General features: G+C 69.5%; 16 protein-coding genes. 8 read left to right on the top strand and 8 right to left on the bottom strand.

Annotated elements, in window-relative coordinates; genetic code table 11:
- Window positions 1-358: 358 nt before the first annotated feature.
- From ABZ717_RS12905 to ABZ717_RS12890, 4 genes are all read right to left on the bottom strand, one after another.
- Entirely contained in the window at window positions 359-1,393 is a 1,035-nt protein-coding gene (locus ABZ717_RS12905) for a peptidase M23 (protein ID WP_358508878.1), read from the bottom strand.
- Window positions 1,394-1,504: 111 nt separating this feature from the next.
- Window positions 1,505-2,095 carry a methylated-DNA--[protein]-cysteine S-methyltransferase gene (locus ABZ717_RS12900; protein WP_358508876.1) on the bottom strand — a complete coding sequence of 197 codons (591 nt, stop codon included), beginning with the start codon at window positions 2,093-2,095 and terminating at the stop codon, window positions 1,505-1,507.
- The gene (locus ABZ717_RS12895) at window positions 2,092-3,579 is read right to left on the bottom strand and encodes an AlkA N-terminal domain-containing protein (protein WP_358508875.1); all 1,488 of its coding nucleotides are present in this window, start codon (window positions 3,577-3,579) and stop codon (window positions 2,092-2,094) included. The genes ABZ717_RS12900 and ABZ717_RS12895 overlap by 4 nt, the downstream gene beginning before the upstream one ends.
- A gap of 66 nt (window positions 3,580-3,645) precedes the next feature.
- On the bottom strand, window positions 3,646-3,936 hold the full coding sequence (locus ABZ717_RS12890; RefSeq protein WP_358508873.1) for a hypothetical protein: 291 nt from the start codon (window positions 3,934-3,936) through the stop codon (window positions 3,646-3,648).
- A 146-nt stretch (window positions 3,937-4,082) separates the two neighbouring features.
- On the opposite strand from ABZ717_RS12890, the gene ABZ717_RS12885 reads away from it, so the two are divergent.
- From ABZ717_RS12885 to sucD, 3 genes are all read left to right on the top strand, one after another.
- A complete protein-coding gene (locus ABZ717_RS12885) occupies window positions 4,083-4,493 on the top strand; it encodes a cobalamin B12-binding domain-containing protein (protein WP_358508871.1) in 411 nt (136 codons plus the stop codon).
- Window positions 4,494-4,851: 358 nt separating this feature from the next.
- Window positions 4,852-6,033 carry an ADP-forming succinate--CoA ligase subunit beta gene (gene sucC, locus ABZ717_RS12880; RefSeq protein WP_358508869.1) on the top strand — a complete coding sequence of 394 codons (1,182 nt, stop codon included), beginning with the start codon at window positions 4,852-4,854 and terminating at the stop codon, window positions 6,031-6,033.
- Between the two features lie 14 nt (window positions 6,034-6,047).
- Entirely contained in the window at window positions 6,048-6,926 is an 879-nt protein-coding gene (sucD, locus tag ABZ717_RS12875; protein WP_358508867.1) for a succinate--CoA ligase subunit alpha, read from the top strand.
- A 93-nt stretch (window positions 6,927-7,019) separates the two neighbouring features.
- Here sucD and ABZ717_RS12870 read toward each other — a convergent pair whose 3' ends face one another.
- Complete coding sequence (locus tag ABZ717_RS12870) at window positions 7,020-7,514, bottom strand: DUF1707 domain-containing protein (RefSeq protein WP_358508865.1); 495 nt, start codon at window positions 7,512-7,514, stop codon at window positions 7,020-7,022.
- A gap of 138 nt (window positions 7,515-7,652) precedes the next feature.
- On the opposite strand from ABZ717_RS12870, the gene ABZ717_RS12865 reads away from it, so the two are divergent.
- On the top strand, window positions 7,653-9,308 hold the full coding sequence (locus ABZ717_RS12865) for a DUF6350 family protein (RefSeq protein ID WP_358508863.1): 1,656 nt from the start codon (window positions 7,653-7,655) through the stop codon (window positions 9,306-9,308).
- A gap of 72 nt (window positions 9,309-9,380) precedes the next feature.
- Here the strand turns inward: ABZ717_RS12865 and mfd are convergent, their stop codons facing one another.
- Window positions 9,381-13,013, bottom strand: coding sequence for a transcription-repair coupling factor (mfd, locus tag ABZ717_RS12860; RefSeq protein WP_358508862.1), 3,633 nt, complete (start codon window positions 13,011-13,013; stop codon window positions 9,381-9,383).
- 323 nt (window positions 13,014-13,336) lie between these two features.
- Here mfd and cysC point away from each other — a divergent pair, with 323 nt between their 5' ends.
- Window positions 13,337-14,908 (top strand): adenylyl-sulfate kinase, encoded by a 1,572-nt coding sequence (gene cysC / locus ABZ717_RS12855; RefSeq protein ID WP_358508860.1) that lies wholly within the window; start codon window positions 13,337-13,339, stop codon window positions 14,906-14,908.
- Window positions 14,909-15,658 (top strand): MazG family protein, encoded by a 750-nt coding sequence (locus tag ABZ717_RS12850; protein ID WP_358508858.1) that lies wholly within the window; start codon window positions 14,909-14,911, stop codon window positions 15,656-15,658.
- A gap of 49 nt (window positions 15,659-15,707) precedes the next feature.
- On the opposite strand, the gene ABZ717_RS12845 is transcribed toward ABZ717_RS12850, so the two are convergent.
- Complete coding sequence (locus tag ABZ717_RS12845) at window positions 15,708-17,162, bottom strand: FtsW/RodA/SpoVE family cell cycle protein (protein ID WP_358508856.1); 1,455 nt, start codon at window positions 17,160-17,162, stop codon at window positions 15,708-15,710.
- Between the two features lie 90 nt (window positions 17,163-17,252).
- Window positions 17,253-18,458: an FAD-dependent monooxygenase gene (locus tag ABZ717_RS12840; RefSeq protein WP_358508855.1), complete on the bottom strand. Its 1,206-nt coding sequence runs from the start codon at window positions 18,456-18,458 to the stop codon at window positions 17,253-17,255.
- Window positions 18,459-18,592: 134 nt separating this feature from the next.
- Between ABZ717_RS12840 and ABZ717_RS12835 the strand changes: the two genes are divergently transcribed.
- Both ABZ717_RS12835 and eno read left to right on the top strand, forming a co-directional pair.
- Window positions 18,593-19,144, top strand: a complete 552-nt coding sequence (locus ABZ717_RS12835; RefSeq protein ID WP_358508853.1) for a helix-turn-helix domain-containing protein — start codon at window positions 18,593-18,595, stop codon at window positions 19,142-19,144.
- A gap of 101 nt (window positions 19,145-19,245) precedes the next feature.
- Complete coding sequence (gene eno, locus ABZ717_RS12830) at window positions 19,246-20,529, top strand: phosphopyruvate hydratase (protein ID WP_358508851.1); 1,284 nt, start codon at window positions 19,246-19,248, stop codon at window positions 20,527-20,529.
- The last annotated feature ends 119 nt before the right edge of the window (window positions 20,530-20,648 follow it).

Raw genomic sequence — 20,648 nt, 5'->3', positions numbered from 1 at the left:
ATCGCCTTGACGCGTGCGGTGCGGGCGGCAACAATCACGCGGCGGGGAAGGAGGGAGAACCCACCCCCACCCCGCCCAACAACCCCAAGACTCCCAACCCCAGGCGCCCCACCAGGAGACCTTGGGCAGCACGAAACCGGCGAAACCAGCGGCTCCCCCAAGATCGATGGGATCACGTAGGCGGAACGGTTCACCACCCCGAACTCCCCGCCTGTGGATAACCCCAGCACTTACCACCCGAGGGTGGGCATGGGGGAGGGGCCTCCACTCCGTTGTAGAGGCCCCTCTTACTACACGCCGCCGCACGCTCGCAGAGCGCGCCGGTCGGCTCACCGGCTGACCGGCGGGGTGGCTCGGGTCAGAAGCCGTAGTTGTACATGGAACCGCCCGGGTAGATGGTGCCGACGCCGTCGCGGTAGGCGTAGCCGCCGTACTGGGCGCCCTGGACGAAGGTCCAACCGCCCAGGGTCCTACCGTTCAGGGAGACGTACCAGCCCGCCGCGTTGGGGTCGTTGTAGGCCCGGAGCGAGTAGTGGATGTGCGCGCCCGTGGTGGAGCCGCCGGCGCAGAGGCTGTTGCCCTGGGTGCCCAGGTAGTGGCCGGTGCCGACGTTGTTGCCGGGCAGCCACTGGTAGTCCTCCAGGTGGTAGTAGTCCGTGGAGAAGCCGTTGTCGTGGATGACACGGGTCCAGCCGGTGCACAGGCTGTAGGCGTAGCCGCCACGGGACGCGCGGGCCTGACCGGCGCCGCCGGCGAAGTCCGCGGACTCTCCCACGTTTCCGTGGGGGCCACCGGTCATGATCATGGAAGTGCCGATGGCGTAGGGCAGACCGACGCCGACGTAGCTGGCGGGGGCGGCCTCGGAGGGGTTGGTCGAGGCGGCGACGGTTTCCCGCTCCTCCTCGGCCAGCAGGGAGCTTTCGGCGAGGATCGAGGAGAACTCCTCGGTTCCCTCCAGGCCGATGGACCAGTCGGAGGCCTCGTGTTCGGCGGCGAACAGCCAGGCGTCGGGGTCCTCGTCGGCGCCCATGGTGGCGGTCACGATGGCGACGCCGAACGCGGCGCCGTCGGCGGCTTCTCGGATGTCGACGCGGACGTCGCGTTCCTGGTCGGCCAGGGTGGACAGCCCGGTGTCGCGTTCGGCCAGGACGTCGTCGATGACGGCGTCGGCCAGGGCGTCCTCGGCGGACTCGGAGGTGGTGCTCAGGGTGCGGGGCAGGTCCAGGGTCTCGGCGTGTTCGACGATGATCTCGACGTTGTCCGCCGTGCTGTGCGACGGAGCGGACGGCTGGGCCGAGACCGGGGTGGAGGCTCCCGCGAGCAGGGCGGCGGACATGGTGACCGTGAGCGCGCCTATGGGCAGGAATCGGGGGGCGGGGGTGGGCAGTGCCAACGCTTCTCCTGGGGGAGTCGAGTAGCGAACGGGGTATGACACCACAACCTTGATGTGGTTACCGAAGAGTAAGCACGTCCCCATCCCCGATCAAGGGGGGTAACGAAAATTTCATACGCGATTGCGGTTTTCGAGGTTCAAAAGTTTCTTCTTCCGCTCCAGCCCTCCCGCGTACCCCGTCAGTGAGCCGTTCGCGCCGATCACCCGGTGACAGGGGACGATGACGCTGATCGGGTTGCGGCCGTTCGCCGCCCCCACGGCGCGCGAGGCGGTGGGCCGTCCCAGCTCCTCGGCCAGCTCCCCGTAGCCGGCCGTCTCCCCGTACGGGATGGTGGTCAGGGCCCGCCACACCCGCAACTGCCAGGGTGTGCCGGCGGGCGCCAACGGCAGGTCGAACTCGCGCAGTTCACCCGCGAAGTAGGCGGCCAGCTGCCGTTTCACCTCGGTGAACGGAGCCTGGTCCGCCAGCCACCTCTCGCCGACGTGGTGCGGTGATCCGTCCTTGGGCGGGGTCGATACCCCGGCCAAGGCCTCACCGTCGCCGAACAGCAGGAGTTCCCCCAACGGCGAGTCCACCGTCGTGTACCTGGTCGAGCCCGGTATCGGTTCACGGAACCGTACCGAGGTCATCCTGTGCGGGGCCGCCGGTTCGGTGGCCTCGGGCAGGTCCAGCGGTAGTGCGTCCTGATCGGTGTAGGTCATCGTCCTCGCCTCTCTCGGTGTTCGTCATGGTCCAAAGACGCCCACAACAGGTGGGTCGCGTAGGAACGCCAAGGGCTCCAGGCCAGTGCTCCTCGTGCCGCCGCCGCGGGGGTGGCCGGCAACGCCGCCCTCTCCAGGGCCTTCTTGACCCCCAGATCCGTCTCAAGGAACACGTCCGGGTCGCCCAGGCCCCGCATACGCACGTATCGGGCGGTCCACGGGCCGATGCCGCGCAACTCCACCAGTCTCCGCTCCGCCTCGTCCCGGTCGCAGCCGGGTCCGAGGTCGACCCGGCCGTCGGCCAGCGCCGCGGCCACCCCCACCAGCGCGCGGCCGCGGGCCACCGGGATCGACATCGCGGTCGGGTCCGCCGAAGCGAGCGCGTCGGGTGCCGGGAACGTGTGGGTGAGGGCGCCGTCGGGCCGCTCCAAGGGTTCTCCGAACCGTTCGACCAGCCGGCCCGCCAGGGTACGCGCGGCCCTCACCGACACCTGCTGACCCAGGACCGCCCGCACCGTGAGTTCGGCGGGGTCCACGTGACCGGGGGCGCGCACGCCGGGGCGCTCGCGCAGCACCGGCCCCAGCAGGGGGTCGGGCCCGAGGATCTCGGCGACGGCCTCGGGATCGGCGTCCAGGTCGAGCAGGCTTCGGCAACGACGGACGGCCCCGCCCAGGTCGCGTGGTTCGGTCAGCCGCAACCGGCACAGCACGTGCCGGCCCACGGCCCTCGACCCGTTCGCCGGGGACAGCTCCACGATTCCGGGTCCGTTCGCCAACCTGAGGGTGCGCCGGTACGTCCCGTCGACGTACTCCTCGACCCCGGGCACCGCGCGTTCCCCGAGGAAGGCGAGCATCCCGGGCAGGTCGATCCGCCCCCGGTAGGGAAGTCGCAGCGTGATGGTGCCCGAACCGGTCGCGACGGTACCGCCGTCGGCGTCCTCTCGCATCCGGCCGGGGGAGCGGTCGTAGATCGCCCGCATGGTCTCGTTGAACTGGCGGACGCTGGCGAAGCCCGCGGCGAACGCGGTGTCGGTCATGGGCAGGTCGGTGGTCTCCACCAGGATTCGGGCGGTGTGCGCCCGCTCGGTGCGGGCCAGCGCCAGTGGTCCCGCTCCGACCTCGGTGGTGAGCAGCCGGTTGAGCTGACGTTCGCTGTATCCCAGTGACGCGGCCACGGCGCCCACCCCGCCGCGGTCCACGGCACCGTCGTTGATGAGACGCATGGCCCGCCCGACCACGTCGGCCCGTACGTTCCACTCGGCGGAGCCGGGCACAGTGTCGGGACGGCAGCGTTTGCAGGCGCGGTAACCGGATTCCTGGGCGGCCGCGGCGGAACGGTAGAACCGGACGTTCTCTCGTCTGGGGGTGACCGCCGGGCAACTCGGACGGCAGTAGATGCCGGTGGTCCGCACGGCGGTGTAGAAGACCCCGTCGAAGCGGGAGTCCCTGCTGCGGACCGCTCTGTAGCGCTGCTCGTCGTTCATCACCCCTCCATGTTCACCGACCGAGAGCCGCGGGGCCGGCGGTTTTCGGACATGGAGGTGAGGGGGCTATTCCTCGTCGTTCTCGTGGTCGACCAGGTATTGGACGTAGACCGGACGCAGGGCCTCCTGGAGTTCGGGGTCGTCCTCGGCGGAGAGCGCCTCGAAGAACAGGCCGGAGGCCTGGGCGACGCTCGCCTGGCTGGACTCGGTGTGCCCGGCGGCGGCCTCGCCTGCCGGAATGAGGCCGAGCAGCTTCCAGAAGAACCGCAGGTCCCACCGTTTCCGCGCCAGTTCCACGGCGCGTTCACGCAGTTCATCGGTGCTGATGTGCTCGAAGCCGGTGGTGTTGTCTCCCATGGTCGGAAGATACCCGAGACCCGCGCCGGGCATCCCCGAGTGAGCTGCGTTACTCTTCACACGAGTTCATCATCGCCTCCTCGGCGCCCGGGGAGACCCTCACAAGGGGTGCCGGGCGGGCGGGGAAACGTCGTGAGGGGTACGCCATGGCCGAGTCCGCCGCGCGGGTCGTCGTCGCCAAGCCGGGTCTGGACGGACACGACCGAGGGGTCAAGATCGTCGCCCGGGTGCTGAGGGACGCCGGGGTGGAGGTCATCTACATGGGTCTGCGCCAGACCCCGGAGATGATCGTGTCCGCCGCGCTCCAGGAAGACGCGGACGCCATCGGCCTTTCGGTGCTCTCGGGCGCCCACATGACGATGTTCGGTCGGGTCATGGAGCTCCTGCGAGAGAACGACGCCACCGACATCCGGGTGTTCGGTGGTGGCATCATCCCCGATTCGGACGTCGCGGAGTTGGAGTCGATGGGGGTCGCCCGGATCTTCACGCCGGGTGCGCCGACGACGGACATCGCCGACTGGGTGCGGGAGAACATCCGCCCGGCGCACGCCGCCTGACCCCACGCCCGACCGACCCCCGAGTCGTGATCTTCCTCGCATCGTGGGCCGTGGGAACGGTGTTAGCGGTCGTGTCTCTGGTCACAGATTTTCCCACGTGAGAACCGTGCTACTACCGCGCGAGCGGCTTTCCGGGGCGGCCCCGGGGGGTCAACGAGGCCCCGATGGCCGGCGGCCGGATCCCGGGCGACTAAGCTTTGCGCATGTCGCGGGTGGCAACGCCGCGGCGATCTCGATCTCTGTAGGCGGCTCAGCCCCCATCGGGGGTTTGCGTCGTGTGACATCAGTGCGTCACCGCCGATCCGGACACGCCACCCCGGTACAAACTTGAGCCAGCGATTTACAAGGACGGACCCTCGTGGACCTGTTCGAATACCAGGCGAAGGAACTCTTCGCAGAGTACGGAGTCCCCGTACCCCAGGGAAAGGTGGCGAGCACGGCCGCTGAGGCACGTGCCATCGCTGATGAGTTCGCCGCCGCGGGCAAGCCCCGTGTCGTCGTGAAGGCCCAGGTCAAGACCGGTGGCCGCGGTAAGGCCGGCGGTGTGAAGGTCGCCGACGGCCCCGAGGACGCTCAGGCCAAGGCCGAGCAGATCCTCGGCATGGACATCAAGGGCCACACGGTCCACCGTGTCCTGGTCGAAGAGGCGAGTGACATCGCCGAGGAGTACTACTTCTCCTTCCTCCTCGACCGCGCCAACCGCGACTTCCTCGCCATCTGCTCCAAAGAGGGCGGCATGGAGATCGAGGAGGTCGCCGAGACCAACCCCGACGCCGTCGCGAAGATCTCGATCAACGCACTCAACGGCGCCCCGGCCGATGTCGCCGCGGAGATCGTGAAGGCGGGCAAGCTGCCCGAGGCCGCCGTCGCGGGTGCCACGGAGATCATCACCAAGCTCTGGGACGCCTTCGTCGGCAAGGACGCCACCCTCGCGGAGGTGAACCCGCTCATCCTGACCAAGGACGGCCGGGTCGTCGCCCTCGACGGCAAGGTGACCCTGGACGAGAACGCCGAGTTCCGCCAGGACCTGGAGAGCTTGACCTTCGCCGAGGAGGGTGACCCGCTAGAGGTCGCCGCCAAGGCCAAGGGCCTCAACTACGTCAAGCTCGAAGGCGAGGTCGGCATCATCGGTAACGGTGCCGGTCTGGTCATGTCGACCCTGGACGTGGTCGCCTACGCCGGTGAGAACCACGGTGGCGTCAAGCCCGCCAACTTCCTCGACATCGGTGGTGGCGCCTCGGCCGAGGTCATGGCCAACGGCCTGGAGATCATCCTGGGCGACCCCGCGGTCAAGAGCGTATTCGTCAACGTCTTCGGTGGCATCACCGCCTGTGACGCCGTCGCGAACGGCATCGTGCAGGCGCTGGAGCTGCTGGAGGGCCGCGGCGACGACGTGTCCAAGCCGCTGGTGGTGCGCCTGGACGGCAACAACGCCGAACTGGGCCGACAGATCCTGGACGAGCGTGCCCACCCGGCGGTTCGTCGGGTCGACACGATGGACGGCGCCGCCGCTCAGGCCGCCGAGCTCGCGGCGAAGTAGGGGACGAATTCACCATGGCTATCTTCCTGACCAAGGACAGCAAGGTGCTGGTCCAGGGCATGACCGGCTCTGAGGGCACCAAGCACACCCGCCGGATGCTCGCTTCCGGCACCAACATCGTCGGCGGCGTGAACCCGCGCAAGGCCGGCCAGAAGGTCGACTTCGACGGCACCGAGGTTCCGGTCTTCGGCTCCGTGGCCGAGGGCATGGAGGCCACCGGCGCCGACGTCACCGTGATCTTCGTTCCGCCGAAGTTCACCAAGGACGCCGTCGTCGAGGCCATCGACGCCGAGATCGGTCTGGCCGTCGTGATCACCGAGGGCATCCCGGTCCACGACACCGCCGCCTTCTGGGCCCACGCGGGCGCCAAGGGCAACAAGACGCGCGTGATCGGCCCGAACTGCCCCGGTCTCATCACCCCGGGTCAGTCGAACGCCGGCATCATCCCGGCCGACATCACCAAGCCGGGCCGCATCGGCCTGGTGTCGAAGTCGGGCACGCTCACGTACCAGATGATGTACGAGCTGCGCGACATCGGTTTCTCGACCGCCGTCGGCATCGGTGGCGACCCGATCATCGGCACTACGCACATCGACGCCCTGGCGGCCTTCGAGGCCGACCCGGACACCGACGTGATCGTGATGATCGGTGAGATCGGTGGCGACGCCGAGGAGCGCGCCGCCGCCTACATCCAGGAGAACGTGACCAAGCCGGTCGTCGGCTACGTCGCGGGCTTCACCGCCCCGGAGGGCAAGACCATGGGCCACGCCGGCGCCATCGTCTCCGGTTCCTCCGGTACGGCCGCCGCCAAGAAGGAGGCCCTTGAGGCCGCGGGCGTCAAGGTCGGCAAGACTCCGACCGAGACCGCCGAGCTGGCTCGCGGGCTCTTCTAGGTCTTCTCGAAGAATCGACGGCTCCGCCCCGCCACCGGGTCTCCCGGTCGGCGGGGCGGAGCCGTCTCGTGTGCGGGGCCCGCCCCCGCCGGCCTACTCCTCGATCTCGGGCGGCCGGTCCGACCTCTTGCGGATGCCCTGGACGGTCGCGACGGTGACCGCGGGCACCATGAACAGCAGCAGGAAGATCAGCCATCCGATGAGGGAGCTCGTACCTCCGTAGGCGATGGCGGGGATCCCCCAGATGACGAAGATGACGCCGCCCCAGATGACCGCCCCGTTGACGTTGGGGCCGTTCTTCTGGTTCTTCTCCTCCGCCTCGGCCACGTCGCCCTTGGTGCGCGGCGCGGGGGCCACGGCCGTCTCCTTCGGTCCGTCGATGGCGCTGGGTCGGAGCGCGCGGGGTAGATCGTCGAAGAGCGGGACCAGGTCGGTGTTGGTGACCGCGTGCAGGGTCTCGTTCGTGCGCCGCTCGTGTTCGTCCAGGTCCAACCGCCCGTCCTGTAGCGCCGTGCGCAGTCGGTCCAGGGCCTCGTCGCGTTCGGAGTCCGAGAGACGGTAGGGGTGGTCCGGGGCGGGCTCTGACATGATCGTCCTTCGAGCGGGGAGAGAGCTCATGATCTTACGACGTATCTCGTTCGTTCCCCGTTCCCGGCCCCTGACGCGGATACGACACGCGCGAGCCGGATGCCGCGGAGCATTCCGGTCCCTGGCAGCATAAGTCGGGTGAGTACGCCAGCATCACCCCCCGACAGAGGGCGCCCGTCGAAGTCCGGCGACGCGCCCGAGGCCTCCTCGGCTCTGGGCGAGCCCCGCCCGGTCTACTCGACCGGCGGGATCGCCGCCGCGTCGGCCGCCGGCATCGGCTTGGCGGTGATCGTCACCTTCACCATGGTCGGTTGGGTGGCGGCACCGCACGACACCTTCGGTGAGGACATCGCCGACCTGCTGCGCAGCGCGGTCCTGGCCTGGTTGGTGGGCCACCACGTGTCCTTCACCATCATGGAGGGGCAGATCAGTCTGCTGCCGATGGGGTTGGTGCTGCTGCCCGGAATGCTGCTGTACCGGTTCGGTCGGTGGTTGGCCCGCAACTGCGAGATCGAACGACTGCGGCATGTGTACCGGGCGGCCCTGGCGATCGCGGGTCCCTACGCGGCGATCGCGGGCACGCTCGCGTTGCTGGCGCACACGGACGCCGTGGAGCCGAGCATGCCGCGAGCGTTGCTGATGGGGTTCGTGATCGCGTTCCTGGCCGGTGGCCTGGGCGTGCTGCGCCAGCTCATGAAGGACAAGGGTGTGGCCGCGGGCGACCTGCTCGACCTGATGCCGGCCCGTAGTCGTTCGCTGCTGGTGGGGATGTTGGCGTCCTCGGGGACCCTGCTCGCCGGCGGTCTGCTGTTGTTCCTGGTGGCGTTGGCGATGAGCTACGACGAGGTGCTGGCGGTCACCGCGTCCCTCGCCCCCGGCCTGATCGGCGGGGTGCTGTTGTTCATCGTCCAGCTGGCCTATCTGCCCAACGCGGTGATCTTCGCGGTCTGTTACGCGCTCGGCCCGGGCTTCGCGGTGGGAGCCGAGACGCTGGTGGCGCCGACGGGTGTTTCGGTGGGGCCACTGCCCGCGTTGCCGATGCTCGCCGCGCTGCCGTCCAACGGCGCGGCCCCGGTGTTGTCCTTGGTGGCACTGGCGGTGCCGTTCGTGGCGGGGGCGCTCGGCGGTGTGGTGACCCAACGCCACGCCCCGGACGTGGTGAGCGAGGCGGCTCCGCTGTGGGGATTCGTGTGCGGGGTGACCACGGGGATCCTGTACGCGGCTCTGGCCGGTGCCGCCGGTGGTTCGTTGGGCACTCAGCGCCTGGCGGAGGTGGGTCCTTCGGCCTGGCAGGTGGGGTTGGTGGCCGCCTTGGAGGTGGGGGTGGCCGCGGCGGTGGCGGCGTGGATCGCCAACTGGTGGTACACACGCAGGTCGAACCACTCGGTGGTCGCCCGCCGGGAGGAGGCCAAGGCCGAACGCACCCCCGAACCGTCGATGCCGACAGTGGAACTGCCCCAGGACGTGCCCAGCGGCGAGGGACTGGCGACGGTCACCCCGTTGCGACCCCGCGAGGAGGAGTCCGAGACCACCGAGACCGGTGAGGTCCCCGGACCCACCATCGCCGAACGTCGCGAGGAACTGAAGAGGACCCGTAAGGCCCGTCGCGCCGACCGCTCCACCGAGCGGCGGGCGCGCAAGGACGCCCGCAGGGAACTGCGCGAACAGCGTCGCGCGGAGAAGGCGTCGCGGTCGTGGTGGCGGAGCGGTGGTGACGTGGAGGAGGTCTCCGAGGAGGAGCTGTACGGCATCACCTACGAGGCCTCTTCGGAGGAACTCGACCAGCGGAACTAGTACCGACCCGGATCAGACCGACCTGGACACGGCGCGGAGGGCACGGCCCACGTGCCGTGCCCTCCGCGTCCTTCACGTTCCGCCGTTCGCGCTTCCGCCCGGCTGGTCGCCCTTGACCTGGGCCCGGCGCTTGTCCGGTTCGAAGATGGCGTTCACCAGGTCGGTGCACCACTTGAGCAGTTCCAGGTCGCGCAGCGGCTTGCCGCCGATCCCGCCGGCCTTGGGGACCGGAACCAGGAGGGTCTTGGCGGCCTCCTTGCGGATCGACCTGGGGTACATGCGGCGCAGCCTCAGCTCCTGGGACTCGCGCAGCTCCACCGGTGAGAACCGGATCTGGTTGCCCTGCATGACCACGTCGGCCAACCCCGCGGACTTGGCCAGCACCCGGAATCGGGCCACCGCCATGAGGTTGTCCACCGGCTGCGGCGGGGTGCCGTACCGGTCGGTGAGCTCCTCGTAGGCACCGAGGATGTCGGCCTCGTCGGACACGCTCGCGATGCGCTTGTAGGACTGCAACCGCAGCCGTTCCCCCGGCACGTAGTCGTGCGGGATGTGCGCGTTGATGGGCAGTTCGACCTTGGTCTCGACCTCTTCCGCGGCGGCGGGGTCGCCCTTGAGCTCGGCGACGGCCTCACCGACCATGCGCATGTACAGGTCGAAGCCCACGCCCGCGATCGTCCCGGACTGTTCGGCGCCCAGGATGTTGCCGGCGCCGCGGATCTCCAGGTCCTTCATCGCCACATACATGCCGGCGCCCGTCTCGGTGTGCTGGGCCACCGTCGCCAACCGCTCGTAGGCGGTCTCGCTGAGCGGTTTCTCCGGGGGGTACAGGAAGTAGGCGTAGGCGCGTTCGCGGCCACGACCCACCCGGCCGCGCAGCTGGTGCAGCTGGGAGAGCCCGTAGGTGTCGGCGCGGTCGATGATGAGGGTGTTGGCGTTGGGCACGTCCAGGCCGGACTCGACGATGGTCGTGGAGACCAGCACGTCGAAGTTCTTCTCCCAGAAGTCCACCATGACCCGTTCGAGCTGCTGCTCGTTCATCTGACCGTGCGCGTAGGCCACTCGTGCCTCGGGCACCAGGCGTTGGATGGACGCGGCCACCTTGTCGATGGACGCCACCCGGTTGTGCACGAAGAACACCTGGCCCTCGCGCATCAGCTCGCGTCGGATCGCCGCGGTGATCTGCTTGTCCTCGTAGGGGCCCACGAAGGTGAGCACCGGGTGGCGCTCCTCGGGCGGGGTGAGGATGGTGGTCATCTCGCGGATGCCGGTCAGACCCATCTCCAGGGTGCGCGGGATGGGTGTGGCCGACATGGCCAGTACGTCCACCTGGGTGCGCAGCCGCTTGAGGGACTCCTTGTGCTCGACGCCGAAGCGTTGCTCCTCGTCGATGATGACCAGTCCGAGGTCCTTGAACCGGGTCTCCTGCGACAGCAGGCGGTGGGTACCGATGACCACGTCGACCTCGCCGCCGCGCAGCCCCTCGCGGGTCAGCTCCACCTCGCCGTCGGTCTGGAAGCGCGACATCGGCTTGACCGTGACGGGGAAGGACGCGTAGCGCTCGGTGAACGTGGACATGTGCTGCTGGACCAGCAGGGTGGTGGGCACCAGCACGGCGACCTGCTTGCCGTCCTGGACCGCCTTGAACGCGGCGCGCACCGCCACCTCGGTCTTGCCGTAGCCCACGTCACCGCAGATCAGCCGGTCCATCGGGACCGACTTGCCCATGTCCTTCTTGACCTCGTCGATGGCGGCCAGCTGGTCGGGCGTCTCCACGTAGGGGAAGGCGTCCTCCAGTTCGCGCTGCCAAGGGGTGTCCTGACCGAACGCGTGCCCGGGCGAGGCCTGACGGGCCGAGTACAGGCGGATGAGGTCGCCGGCGATCTCCCGGACGACCTTGCGGGCCCGGCTCTTGGCCTTGCTCCACTCGGCGCCGCCCATCTTGGACAGGGTGGGCGCCTCGCCGCCCACGTACCGGGTGACCTCGCCGAGCTGTTCGGTGGGCACGAAGAGGCGGTCACCGGGTTGTCCGCGCTTGGAGGGCGCGTACTCGATGAGCAGGTATTCGCGGGTGGCGCCCTGGATCTGGCGGCTGACCATCTCCAGGTAGCGGCCCACGCCGTGCTGTTCGTGCACGACGTGGTCGCCGGGCTTGAGCTGGAGTGGGTCTACGGTGCCCTTGCGTCGGCTGGGCATGCGCCGCATGTCCCGGGTGGAGGACTTCTGCCCCACCAGGTCGGTCTCGGTGAGCACCACCGTGTGCACCGACCGCAGTAGGAAACCGTGGTCGACCAGGCCGGTGGTGACGGTGGCGATGGCCTCCTTGGGGGCTTCGACCAGGTCGCCGGTCAGGGTCGCACCCAACCCGGCGTCGCGCAGCATCGCGACGAGTCGTTCGGCCGGCCCCTGCCCCTGGGTGACCAGCACGACGCTCCAGTTGTCGTGCAGCCAGCCCTTGATGTCGGCCAGGGCGCGCTCGGTGTCGCCGCGGTAGCTGTCGGCGGGCACCGCGCCCACCATCACCGCGTCGTCCTCCTCGGCGGTGCGGTCCTCATCGGCGGCGAACGGGGTCAGGCCCCACCAGGGGAGTTCCCGTTCGTCGGCGATGGTGCGCAGTTCGGAGATCGACATGTACGCCGACTCGCCCAGGTCGATGGGGGCCTCGCCACCGGAGGCGGCGTTGATCCAGGACGCGTCCAGGAACTCGGCGCTGGTGGCCTCCAGTTCCAGGGCGCGGGTACGGATGCGCTCGGGGTCGCAGCCCACCACCATGGCGTTCTTCGGCATGTAGGTGAAGAACGGTTCCATGCTCTCGGCGAGCACGGGCGCGAACGCCTCCATGCCCTCCACGGCCACTCCGTCGGCGATCTTGGTGAGGATCTCCGCCAGGGAGGGGTGTTCCTCGGCCAGGGCGCGTGCGCGTTCGCGGACGGTTTCGGTGAGCAGCAACTCCCGGCAGGGCGGCGCGAACAGCCCGGAGGAAGCACCGTCTCCGGGGCCCGCGCCCTCCTCGCCGGGGGTGATGGATCGCTGGTCGGCGACCTGGAAGTAGCGGATGTCCTCGACGGTGTCGCCCCAGAACTCCAGCCGGAGCGGGTGTTCCTCGGTGGGCGGGAAGACGTCGAGGATGCCGCCGCGCACGGCCATGTCACCACGCTTCTCGACCAGGTCCACCCGGGCGTAGCCGGTGTTGGTCAGGGAGGTGACGACCTCTTCCAGGGGCACCTCGTCACCGGTCCGGATACGGACCGGTTCGAGGTCGCCCAACCCGGCGACCAGTGGTTGCAGGACGCTGCGCACCGGCGCCACGACCACCCGAAGGGGTGTGGTGAGCGGGTCCGAGGGGTCGGGGTGGGCCAAACGTCGCAGGACCGCCAGGCGTCGGCCGACGGTGTCGGAGCGAGGGGAGAGCCGCTCGTGCGGAAGCGTCTCCCAAGCGGGGAAGAGCGCGACCGAGTCCGTGGGCAGCAGTGAGCCCAGGGCGTCGGTCAGGTCGGCGGCCTCACGTTCGGTCGCGGTGATGGCGAGCACCGGTCGTTCGGCGCCCACCGGCGCGTCGGCGGCCAGCGCGCCCACCATGAAGGGGCGCAGGGCCGCCGGGGCGACGAGGTCGAGATGGGGATCGTGGCCGCCGCGGGCGGTCTCGATCGCGCTGTGCAGTGCCGGGTCCCGGGAGACGTCGGCGAGAAGTCCAATGAGGCTCATAGCACCAGAAAGTGGAGAGGTACGTGCGGTGGCGGAGACGGTCACGGCCATGGGTCCCCTGAAGTGGATCCGTCCAGGCACGATCGGGCCGCACGTGAGTCGGGCGGCCGTGGGTCGGGTGGGTGTGCGCCACCCGTTCTCCGCTCAGCTTATCCAGTTCGCCGATGGCGCGTGGGACGAGTGCGCGGGTCCGGCCGTCTTCGGCCTTCCTCCTACGCAACACCCGATGAGCTCGGACTCTTCCCGGTAGGAGCACCTCAGCGCCATGTCGGTGGAGGGTGCGGGATTACGCTGGGTGGGATCGCGACCATGGCAGAGGGAGGATGTGCGTGGTGAGTGTCCACAGACACGGGAGTCGGCAAGCCCCGGTCTTCGCCCCAGGTCCGGATGGGCTCGCCCACTTGGAGCTCATTCTCAGCGGGGCGTACCCGTTCCCGGGTTTCATGACCCGGGACGAGGTGGAGTCGGTCTCACGGAGCGGGCGGTTGCCCGACGGCCGGCCTTGGCCGGTTCCGGTCACCTTGGAGGTCCCCGAGGAGTTGGCCGGTGAGAAGGCGCTCACGCTCACCGATCTCGAAGGTGCGCCGTTGGCCGGGCTGGAGGTGCGCGAGCACTGGGAGGACGGGGGAGTCCACCGCCTGGCCGGTGACGTGACGATGCTGCGTCCGGCGACCTACGGGGTGTTGCGCGAGCTGCGCGCCACCCCGGCGGAGGTGCGGGCGCAGAGCGAGTTGGAAGGGGCCGGGGCCCGATCGCTGCTCGCGGTGGTCACCGACCGTCCGTTGCACCATCGGGCGCTGCACCAGATCCGGGCCGAGGCCGACGCGTTGGCGCGCGATGGTGAACGGGCCGAGGTGATCGTGGTGGTCGACGCCCCCCTGGAGGAGGAAGGGCTCGCTACCGCGGTGCTGGCCGCCGAACCCCTGTTGCCGCCGCGCAGCTCGTTCGTGGTCGTGACCCTGCCCCGCTCGCGGGCGCGCGCCACCGGAGCGGTCGGTGGCGACTGGAACGAACGGGACACGGCCCTGGCCGCGCACGTGGCCGCCGCCTATGGCGCCACCCACATGCTGGCCGAGTCGGGTGGACGCGGACCGGAGGTCGAGCGGGTGATGGCGTTGCGTCCACCGCTGACGGTTCTGGATCCCGAGCCGTGGCGGTACGACTCCGAGGAGGGGTTGTGGAAGCCGTTCACGCACGTGGACCCGGCGCGGGCGCTCGCCGAGCCCTCCGACGACGAGGTGGAGTCGGAGCTGGCGCATGGGCGTGAGCTGCCCGCGTGGCTCACCCCCGCTCGGGTCGGCGCGGAGCTGGCCCGGTTGCGTCCGGCCCGTACCAAGCGCGGTGTCACCCTGTTGTTCACCGGTCTTTCGGGGTCGGGCAAGTCCACCATCGCCCGCGGGGTTTCCGATGGAATCCGGCGGGCGGGGCGTCCGGTGACCCTGCTCGACGGAGACGTGGTGCGCCGGATGCTGTCCAAGGGGTTGACGTTCTCCCGGCATGACCGGGAGCTCAACATCCGGCGGATCGGTTACGTGGCCTCGGAGATCACCCGCCATGGCGGGGTCGCGGTGTGCGCGCCGATCGCTCCCTACGAGGCCGGGCGGGCGGAGGTTCGTGCCATGGTGGAGGAGTTCGGTGACTTCTTCCTGGTGCACGTGGCCACCCCGTTGGAGGTGTGCGAGGAGCGCGACCGCAAGGGCCTGTACGCCCAGGCGCGCGCCGGGGTGATCCCCGAGTTCACCGGGATCTCCGACCCCTATGAGGTGCCGACCGACGCCGACCTGGTGGTCGACACCGTGGACTCCGACCCGGCCGAGTCCGTGGCCGCGGTGATGGACGCCCTGCGCGAGGGCGGTTGGATCCCGGCCCTGGACCGGCACATGAGTGAGGAATAGATGACAGACGACGTCCGAGCCCCCGGACACCGGGTGCTGCGCCTGGTCGAGGTGATGGAGACGTTGCGCCGGGAGTGCCCGTGGGACGGCTCCCAGACGCACGAGTCCCTGGCCAAATACCTCATCCAGGAGTCCTACGAGACCTTGGAGACCATCGAGGAGGGCGACCACGCGCTGTTGCGCGAGGAGCTCGGTGACGTGCTGCTGCAGGTGGTCTTCCACGCGGCGATCGGCGCCGAGCGGCCCGAGGGGGATCCGGCGAGGTTCACCGTGGACGACGTCGCCGACGCCATCATCGACAAGATGACCCGCCGCCACCCGCACGTGTTCGGTGGTGTGGAGGTGTCGGGCACCGACGAGGTGTGGTCCAACTGGGAGGCCATCAAGGCGGCCGAGCGCGCGGAGAAGGCCAAGGCGAGGGGAGGCTCCGGCGAGGTCTCGGTGCTGGACGGGGTGCCGTTCGCCCAGCCGGCGGTGTTGCTCGCCCACGAGCTGCAAAAGCGCGCGGTGCGCAACGGCTTCCCCGCCGATCTGGTGGGCGACGACGGGGCCGAGGGCGGCGAGCTGTTCGCGGCGGTGGCGGTCGAGCGGGACCAGGGGCGGGACCCGGAGACGGACCTGCGCCTGGCGGCCCGCCGGTTCGACGGTCGGGTCCGGGCCGCGGAGGACGCGGCGCGCGCCGACGGTCGTGAGCCGCGCGGGTTGAGCGTCGAGGAGTGGCGTGGTTACTGGTCGAAGACCGAGGAGTAACCTCAAGGACCCTCGAACCCCTCCCACCGGTGTGCGACGTCCCCGTGCGTCACCTTCCCGACCGCCTCATCCCCTTCGGTAGGGAACGCACGTCGATCACCTCGGTGGAGGGGTCGCTCGGAGCCAACCCCGCGCTGAACGTCTCCTGTGGCCGGCGGGCGGTATCGCCGATGGCCGACAACAGGCCCACGATGACCCAGTTGGCCATCAGCGCCGACCCGCCCGCCGACAGGAACGGTGTGGTCATGCCGGTCAGCGGGATGATGCGGGTGGCGCCGCCCAGAACGATGAACACGTCGAACGCGGTCAGGAATCCGCAGCCCAGCGCGGTCAGCTTCAGGAACACGTCGCGGCTGCCCAGGGCGACGCGGAACGCCCGCTGGGCGAACAGGAACAGCAGGAACAGGACGGCGATGAGGCCGGTGAACCCGAGCTTCTCGCCTACCGACACCAGGATCAGGTCGCTGTCGGCGGCGAAGATCTCCTGGGCCTGCCCGTCGTGGAAACCGGTGCCGAGCAACCCGCCGTAGGCCAGGGCGATCAGGCCCTCCACCACCTGGAAGCTGCCGCCGGGCGAGTTGTAGACCTCGACGTCGAAGGCGTTCAGCCAGATCCGCACCCGGTTCTGCACGTGACCGAACAGCAGGTACGCCACGTACGCGCCGCCCGCGAAGGCCACCAGGCCGATGAGCACCCAGGACTTGCGGGCCGTGGCGGCGTAGAGCACCGCCAGGAACGTCCCGAACAGCAGCAGCGAGGTGCCCAGGTCCTTGGTGCCCACCAGCAGCAGGATCGCCAGGCCCCAGCCCAGACCCATGGGCGCCAGGTCGCGGGCGCGCGGGGCGCTGAACACCTTCACCCCGCCAATCCGGAAGGTGCGGGTCGCCGTGGCCAGGACGTCACGCCGTCTGCCCAGGTAGGAGGCGAGGAAGAGCACCAGCAGCACTTTGGCGAACTCCGAGGGCTGCATGGTGAACGGGCCGATCATGATCCACCGGCGCGCACCCAACACCTCGTGCCCCAGCGGGGACAGCGGCAACAGGAGCAGGACGAGCGCGCCCAACGCGATCAGGTAGGTGTACTGGGCCAGTCTTCGGGGCCTGCGGGCCAGCACCACGGTGGCCGCGCACAGCCCGAGCCCGATCAGGGTCCACAGCAGTTGCCGGTCGGCCTCGGTGTGCTCCTCCCCGCCGGTGCGCGACATCTGCAGCGCCCAGATCATGGTCAGGCCGATCCCGCTCAGCGTCGTGGCCACCGGGAGCAGGACGGGGTCGGCGTAGGGGGCGATGAATCGCAGCAGGACGTGCACGCCCAGTGCTCCGAGGCCGACGGCCGTCACGTAGGTGGAAACGCCGGGGTCGATCCCGCCGGTGATCGCTAGGGAGGCCGACGCCAGGCCGGCGGCGGTGACGGTGAGGGCGATCAGGAGCAGTCCGAGTTCGGCCCGCCGTCGGCGGACCGGACGTAGTGTGCCGTCCGCGGGTGCGCTCTGAGGGTCCGCCACGGTTCGAACTATAAGCCGGTGAACTCCCGGTTCAAGGAGCGGGGCCGGTTCCGGGCGGGTCAGTTCGAACCACCCGGAACCGTGAGTTCATCACCTTTGGGACCCGATGGGGTCGGGGTCCAGGTCGAAGGCCTCCGAGGACCGGTCCAGTTTCCCGGTGAACGTTCCCAGGGTCTTGATCAGCGGCGCCGCGCGCATGACCAGGTCCCGGGCCACGAGGCCGAAGCGGGTCTTGGGCGCGAGGAAGCGCATACCGCTGTCGGCGATGTCCTGGTTGGCGCCGACGAAGGGACGCATCCGGTCCTCGTAGGCGGCCAGGGCCCGAGCCACGTCGGTGTGTCGTCCCAGTTCCTGGGCCAGGGCGTAGGCGCCGACCACCGCGAGGGTGCTTCCCTGGCCGGACAGCGGAGAGGGGCAGTACCCGGCGTCGCCCAGCAGGGTGACCCGGCCTCGCGACCAGCGGTCCATCCGGATCTGGGTGATGGAGTCGAAGTAGAAGTCCTCGCTGTCCTCCATGGCGTCCAGGATCCTGTCGCTCTCCCACCCGTTGCCGGCGAGCACGCTCCGCAGGAACGCGCGCTGTTCGGCGGGGGAGAGGCGCTCCACCCCGAGCGGGCGGGGTACGTGCATGCCCAGGATCGCCTTGGCCCCCTCGGCCCGTGGGGTCCGGTACATCCCGACGAGCCTGCCGGGTGTGTTGTACAGCAGGGCCTCCCGGTCCAACCCGACGTGGTCGGGGATGGTGAAGATGCTGATGTAGGCGCCGAGGAAGCGGGCCAGGGGGTCCTCCGCCCCGAAGACGAGACCGCGCGTGTTCGAGTGCAGGCCGTCGGCTCCGACGACCAGGTCGAAGGTGCGCGGTGCCGCGTCGGCGAAGGTGACGTGGGCTCCGTCGTCGTCCTGGTCGATGCCGGTGATGGTGTCGTCGTAGAGGTATTCGGCGTACTCGGTGGTGGGTTCGTGCAGGATCCGCACCAGGTCGCCGCGCAGGATCTCCAACGAGCGATCCTCGTCGGAGATCACCCCGGTGTGCAGACCGACGCGGCGGCGCCCGTCCGCGTCGACCAGGGCGAGGTGGTTCATCTCGGTGACCTTGGAGCGGATCTCGGGCAGGTGACCCATGCGCTCGACCACGTCGATGGCCTTGCCGCGCAGGTCGATGGCGTATCCGCCGGGCCGGGGCTCGGGGGCCTTCTCGACGACGGTGACGCTGATCCCGTGGTGGTGGAGCCAGTGGGCCAGTGCGGGCCCGGCGATGCTCGCTCCGGAGACGAGGACTGTTCGAACGGCGGACATGGGGCCGTCAGAGCTCCTTGTGTCGTGGAATCCCCACGCTAAACGGATCACTTACCGTGCGTCAAGTAACCTACCGGGCGGCAGGTTCGGGATAGACTCGGCGGATCGATCACGAGGGACGGGAGTGAGCCGGGGTGCCCAGGGAGCGGAGCGACACGAAGACCGAGATCAGGGCGGTGGCCCTGGAGTTGTTCGGTCGCAAGGGCTACGAGAAGACGAGCCTGCGGGAGATCGCCGAACGACTCGACATCACCAAGGCCGCGCTCTACTACCACTACCGATCCAAGGACGAGCTCCTCCAGGCGATGGTGCGGCCCCTGCTCGACGACGCCGAGGAACTGCTCGGGGCCTACTCCGGCGGCGGCGTCGACCCGCGGGCGCTCCTCGGCGACCACTTCGACCTGTGTGTGCGCCACAGCACCCTCTTGCTCGCCCTGCTCAACGACCTCGGGTCGCTGGGGGAGAGTGGTCTGGTGGACCGGATCGTCGAATGGCGGCGCGGGCTCGACGTGGCGTTGGTGGGTGAGGAACCGGAAACGCCCGCGCGTATGGGCGCGGTGGTCGCCCTCGGCGGAATCCAGGACATCGCCGTTCTGGTGGCCCCCGGGGACGCCGAACGCCACAGGGAGGCGGCCGTGGAGATCGCGCTCGCCGCCCTGGACGCCGGCCTCTCGTATATGGACTAGACCAATGTGGCCGGGGGGACTCCACCGATGGGGGTCCGGGTCGCTAGTCTCGTGTCCGGGTCGGAAAGAGTTGGCCCAGACACCGAAGAGACGGAGAGATCGTGGCGTCCATCGAGTCAGTACAGGCGCGGGAGATCCTTGACTCCCGGGGAAACCCGACAGTCGAGGTCGAGGTTCTGCTCGACGACGGGATCACTGCCCGCGCTGGTGTTCCCAGCGGTGCCTCCACCGGACGGTTCGAGGCGGTCGAGCTGCGCGACGGCGGCGACCGCTACGGCGGTAAGGGTGTGACCAAGGCCGTCACCGCGGTCAACGACGAGATCGCCGAAGAGCTGCGCGGCCACACCCCGGACGAACAGCGCACCATCGACCGTGCGCTCATCGACCTGGACGGCACCCCGGACAAGTCCCGGATCGGCGCCAACGCCATCCTGGGCACCTCCCTGGCCGTGGCCAGGGCCGCCGCCGAGGAGGCCGACCTGCCGCTGTACCGCTACATCGGCGGTCCCAACGCGCACGTGCTGCCCGTGCCGATGATGAACATCCTCAACGGTGGTGCGCACGCCGACAGCAACGTCGACATCCAGGAGTTCATGGTCGCTCCGATCGGCGCGTCGACCTTCTCCGAGGCCGTGCGATGGGGCACCGAGGTCTACCACTCCCTGAAGTCGGTGCTCAAGGCCCATGGCCTGGGCACCGGTGTCGGTGACGAGGGTGGCTTCGCCCCGAACCTGGACAGCAACCGTGCCGCCCTGGACCTCATCGTCGAGGCGATCGAGAAGGCCGGCTACAAGGTCGGTTCCGACGTCGCCCTGGCGTTGGACGTGGCCGCCAGCGAACTGTTCTCCGATGGTGTGTACACCTTCGAGGGCAAGTCCCGAACCTCCGAGGAGATGGCCACCTACTACGCGGAGCTCGTCGACGCCTACCCGCTGGTCTCCATCGAGGACCCCCTCGACGAGGAGGACTGGGAGGGCTGGAAGAAGCTCACCGAGCGGCTCGGCGCCAAGGTCCAGCTGGTGGGCGACGACCTGTTCGTCACGAACCCCGAGCGGCTCCAGCGCGGCATCGACGCCGACACCGCCAACTCGCTGCTGGTGAAGGTCAACCAGATCGGCACCCTGACCGAGACCCTGGACGCGGTGTCCCTCGCCCAGCGCAGCGGTTACACGGCGATGATCAGCCACCGTTCCGGCGAGACCGAGGACACCACCATCGCCGACATCGCGGTGGCCACCAACGCCGGCCAGATCAAGACCGGTGCCCCGGCGCGCAGCGAGCGGGTCGCCAAGTACAACCAGCTGCTGCGCATCGAGGAGGAACTCGACGACGCCGCCGTGTACGCGGGCGTGTCGGCCTTCCCGAGGTTCACCGAGCGCGGCTAGTCTGCCCCAGTGTCCCGCGAAACGCAGCAGCAGCCCACAAAGGCCCGGAAGTCGGCCAAAACCGACAAGCCGCGGAAGGGTGCTGCCACCAGAGCGGGCACGACGGCCAAGGCCACGAC

Source organism: Nocardiopsis sp. NPDC006832, from assembly GCF_040635885.1.
Taxonomy (GTDB): Bacteria; Actinomycetota; Actinomycetes; order Streptosporangiales; family Streptosporangiaceae; genus Nocardiopsis.
The sequence above is the reverse complement of the archived record's forward strand: the minus strand, read 5'-3'. Positions and strand labels throughout refer to the sequence as shown.